At 53.3% G+C, this 4,912-nt stretch carries 2 protein-coding genes; one reads left to right on the forward strand and one right to left on the reverse strand.

The genetic code is table 11. The features are described 5' to 3' along the window. Positions 1–181 precede the first annotated feature (181 nt). Entirely contained in the window at positions 182–1,198 is a 1,017-nt protein-coding gene (locus tag AC630_RS41805) for an agmatine deiminase family protein (RefSeq protein WP_074124272.1), read from the forward strand. A gap of 836 nt (positions 1,199–2,034) precedes the next feature. Here the strand turns inward: AC630_RS41805 and AC630_RS41815 are convergent. Next, positions 2,035–4,761: an Eco57I restriction-modification methylase domain-containing protein gene (locus tag AC630_RS41815; protein ID WP_208867120.1), complete on the reverse strand. Its 2,727-nt coding sequence runs from the start codon at positions 4,759–4,761 to the stop codon at positions 2,035–2,037. Positions 4,762–4,912: the final 151 nt, after the last annotated feature.

Consider the following 4,912-nt stretch of genomic DNA (forward strand, 5'->3'; position numbering starts at 1 on the left):
GCGATGAGTCTCTTTCCGGTCGAGTTAATTTGTCGATTGAAGATAGGTCGCTTGCGTTTGCGAGATCGATCCGCGATCTCGGTCTATCGTTAGCCTCTCCGGATAGCGATATCGACATCGCGATAAGCTCTGTCGCGAACCGCCTATTCGTAGGATTCGGGGGGCACACATGTGCCCTTGCATGAAGGTACCCGCATCGTCGAGCAGTAATCTTCGTCTCGTTCCGGACTGGACGAAGCATTCCTATTGCTGGATGGCGTGGGCATTTCACCCCGAATGGGGTTCACTTCTGCGCTCCGCCAAACAGGAGCTGCATAACTTAATTCTAATGATCTCTCGCTACGAACCCGTGCGCTTGCTTACGCCGGCGCACGCGCTCGGCGAAGCAAAATCGTACTTTGCTGGTCGCAACGTTGAGTTAGTCATCGCTCCCGTCGACGACATATGGATGAGGGATATTGCGCCGATTTACGCCATGCAAGGCACCCATGCTGTGCCAATCGATCTTAACTTCAACAGCTGGGGCAACAGCGAATATCGGGAGCCCCGGCCGGGTGATCGGCTAGCAAGTGTTGCCAGCCACTTGTTTGGGGAGCGCTTTTACGCTGCGCCTTTCATTGCGGAGGGAGGGGCATTCGTAATTGACGGTGCCGGTGTTGTATACACCACCAAGAGCTGTTTGCTTCACGAGAAGCGGAATCCAAACGTCTGCCAGACTGAGATCGAGCGGGCTTTGCTCAAGCTCGGTGCTTCCAAGGTCGTCTGGCTGAATGGTGACGAAGACGAGGCCATCACAAGCGGGCATGTGGACGGGTATGTCCTTCCAACCGAGTCCGGTGACGTTCTCATTCAAACCGCCGATCATGAGGATAATGCGTCCGCAAGATCAACAGACATTGGTTCGATCCGATCCGCTCTGCTTCAAACAAACCCAAAGGGGAACGTGGTCCTGATCTCGCCGCCTCGTCATCCCAAGACAGTCAACTCGATGTTTGCTGGAAGCTATTTGAATGTATACACGCCGAATGGCTCGGTCGTCGTGCCGGCCTTTGGTGACGAAACAAGGGACTTCGAAGCTCAGCAGGCCATACGTCAGGCATTTCCAGGGCGAGAGATAGTTGTCGTGGGCATCACTTCCCTGGCGAGCGGCGGCGGCGGCGTTCGCTGCCTCGTGCAACCGGTACCGATCAGCGCCTAGCGCTTACTACAATCCGTGTCGTTCAAGATTAGGTGACTAAATTGATCTCGCCCTCTCCGATACCAAACTTTGCAGGCATCACGACCTTCGAAGACATTCAAAGCCGATTTATTGAAGCAGCTCGGTCTATCTTGCTCGGTCACCACCTTGAGTACGATGGGCGGCATCGATGGCCCATTACGACTGTGGAGTTGTATCTCCATCACCCCACTAAATGGCCGGACCCAACAGCGCACGCAGTCAGATTTCCCAAGGCAGCCGCAGCTCGCCAGCTCGAATCAGGAACTTGGTATGTGCACCGCGCAATGCATCCTGCTCCCGATCCGATGCAATCGAGCGGATTCGGATTGGGACCGGATCGTTCAGGGATAGACATCACAGCCGGCATCCCGGCGGAAAGCATCTTTGTCGGCATCCTGATCGCTGGAATCGGAGACAAGGATGGGTCCGCTACTGCTCTGAAACAGATAGTAAGAGCTGATGCTCAAGATCGCATGGGCGAAACCAAGTGGTCAGCCGCAGACAAAGCGATCCTTGCAAAGATCAACGGGACGAGAGTTGAGACTGGACCGCTTAGGCTCGTGGCAGGCGACATGTCGGACAGCCCTTTGTGGATTGGTGCCCGCAAGGGACTTCCTGCGACCCTTGACGAGCCATTTAAGGGCGCCTTGCTTCGACTCACAACACGGGAAAGGTCGCCTGTTCTAATGAAGCGCCTCGTATGAGGGAGAGGGCGCGACCTATACGGCTCCGTCAAACATAAACGCTGGTTTAGGCTTTACGTATCAGCGTCGTCCGTCGAAGAAGCTATGACGTAACTGTGTGAAGCCCGCTTGCTATTCACCCTCCTCGTCTGACGCATCAGATTCAGTTGCTACAACTGCTGGCGCGAAGCCAGGGGGCACGAACGGCATTCGAACCGGAGCAGTTTCCCACATAAGTTGCACATCCTCGGGTGTAAGCCCGTACGCTTCATTGACTAGTTCCGAAATCCTCTGCTCGGATGACCGGATTGACGTGATAGCGGCTCTCGCGGGTTCGATCAGATTTCCATGCTCTTCAACAAGTCTCTCGATGTCCGAGCTAGAAAGCTTACGCTTCTTCGGAAGCGCCGCTCTGATTTGTCCAACAAACGCATCTGGATCGAGGGAAAGAAGTCCAGAACTACTCCGGCTAAGCTTTCCAAGCTGCCATTCGTGCAAAAGCCAAGTACTCAATCTGGCTTTGGCGGCGGCGACAATTGAACGATCCTCAAGGATGCGATTGACCAACGCATGAGTAGCTGCTGAGGCCTCGCCGCGAATTTCCGCAATCGGAATTGTTTCCATCTTATAACCCATGGGCGATAGCGCCTCATCCTTCAGATGAGTCAGATGTCTCCAATTGAACCACCACATTAGCGGCGAGTTCAACACCGCGAGCAGCTTGCGATCGCCACTCGGGAGGAAAAAGATCTTATCGTTCCCTAGACGGCCATTCTCATCGATCGAATATCGCGGGTGATACTGAATGACTTGATACATGATTTTCGGGCGATCAAACGCATCATAATAGGCGCACGATCGCAGCTCCCACCACCAGCGTCCTTGGTCCTCGCGATGTCGCAAGCCTTTCAGGGCTCCCGATTTCTTGTCCCTGTATTCTTCGAATCCTTTAAAGTGCTGGTGAAGGATCGGGTAAGTTTCTTTGAAGATCTTTTCAGCTTTAGCCTCATCCGGGGCATTCGCCCAAGGCCAAGGATAGTCTCCGCTGGACTTCATCACTACCATGTAGAGGTCGCTAGCAGGACTTGACCATCGCTGAATGTCTTGACCGCGAAGGTACGGTCTTATGATCTCTTCTGCCCCAGGTTCTTCAGCAATGATCCTAGCGCGCGTCTCCGCGTTGATCATGAACGCTTCGTTGAGCCCCGTTTTCAAGCCGTACATCGGCTCGACAGATGCAAACTCCTTGAGGTTTACTCCATTGCGCTTTATTTTCTCTAGTAAAGCAACCACGTTTGGCGGTTCTAGCGTCCAGTTTTCTTTCGTGAAGTTCGCGCGCGGCAAAGAGTAAGTTGCACGTGTAACTGCTTCACTTAATCCTTTCTCTGGCACTGCATCGCGTGGGATGACGCAAACTTGGGTGTCAGCGGGTCCGCCGCTCGCGTTTGGCTTCCTCAATATGATCACCGATGGAAATACATCAGCGTCTGGGAAAAATTTCTTTGCGTGACCGAAATCGGCGACGAATTCAACCCATGCCTGATTGCTAAACAGTTCGCGCAATCCTTCGGCGTAGCCCGCCTTCATCCACTTATTGGTTACGACGTACGACAGTCGGCCCCCGGGTCGAAGAAGCTTCAACCCGAGTTCGTAGAAGTAGACATACAAATCGGCATATCCGTCATAGATGTGCGGATATTCGCGCTTTAGAGCGGGCTTGATCGCTCCTAACAATTCCTGACGTACGTAAGGTGGATTACCCACGACGGCATCGAAGCCGCCGGAAACGTGCTCATCCTCCCAATTTCGCCAAACGCCGGGGTAAGCGATCTGCCAATGAAAGAAATTGTGTGACAAGGCAGCTCGGATGTTGGGAAGCCATTCTTTCATCCGAACTGCCGTTTGAAACTCTGAGAATACCTGTTTCTTCGTAATCTCTCTTTTTCGTTTTTCCAGCTCCAGTTGCTTCGCCGATTCCAAACTAGCCGATTGGGTCGGCACACGAACTTCATCGGTGCCCAAAACCAAGGCCGTTGGGTTTCCGAACTTGCCTTTCATCAATTCTTGCAAGGCTGCTTTGTCGAGCTTACTGCGAGATCCTTGCCACTCCACGGCGTCAACGATGGAGAGCAAGCCTTTCAATTCAGCTGTCATCGACTCAATGCCGCCGAAGAGCTGCTTTGACTGATGCACCTCCGCAATATCGGCATCAGTCAGGCGCTCGATCATTTGCATTCCGGCGGCTGCGCCAAGGGCTCTCTTCAGCGGTTCATGTATTAGAAGTGGGCTTCCCCAGTCCTTTAGTTGGTCCATCGCGGGGCGAACCCATGAGCCGAATACCGAGTTGCCACATCGAAGATGATGATCAAGAAACGATAGCGGTGCACCGACCGTAAAAGTATGCAGCCATAGCGCCACCTTGGCCAATTCTACTGCCATTGGATTGCTATCGACGCCGTAAATGCAGCGCTTAAGGATCATGCGTCGAACGAGGTGACGATCCTCTAACTGCTCTGCGACGATCGGCCAACCGTGCTGCTCCGCGTGCCTTACAATTTCGGTGCGTACGCGAACGATTTCATGCGCTAGTGGCGATTGGTATTTGTTATCCGCCCAATCAACCGTTATTTCCGATTCAGCCATCACCGCAAGGACCTTGTCGGCCAGCCAATCGACCAAACTGACAAGGAAATGACCCGACCCCATCGCCGGATCGCAGATCTTCAGATCCAATATGCGAGCGGCCGGATCGACGCCACTGAGCTCTGCTAATCTCTGATTTAGTGTGCGTTCATCGTCGGCAAGGGCGTCCGACTTCTTTATGAATTCCTCACGCCGTTCGTTGATCAGAGGTGCCACGGCTCTCTCAATGATCAACATCACAAGGCTATCTGGCGTGTAATAGCTACCCGACTCGTGACGAGCGGCGTCGTCGGCATCGACTATAATTTGGTTATCGTCGACTTTTAGGCCAAACTGAAGAATGCGCTCATAGATTGATCCTAGCTGC

This window comes from Bradyrhizobium sp. AS23.2 (assembly GCF_001908185.1).
Taxonomy (GTDB): Bacteria; Pseudomonadota; Alphaproteobacteria; order Rhizobiales; family Xanthobacteraceae; genus Bradyrhizobium.

Bases quoted from the DNA above. Each gene is read 5' to 3' on its own strand.
- AC630_RS41805 (WP_074124272.1), top strand. From the start codon at position 182: ATGAAGGTACCCGCATCGTCGAGCAGTAATCTTCGTCTCGTTCCGGAC.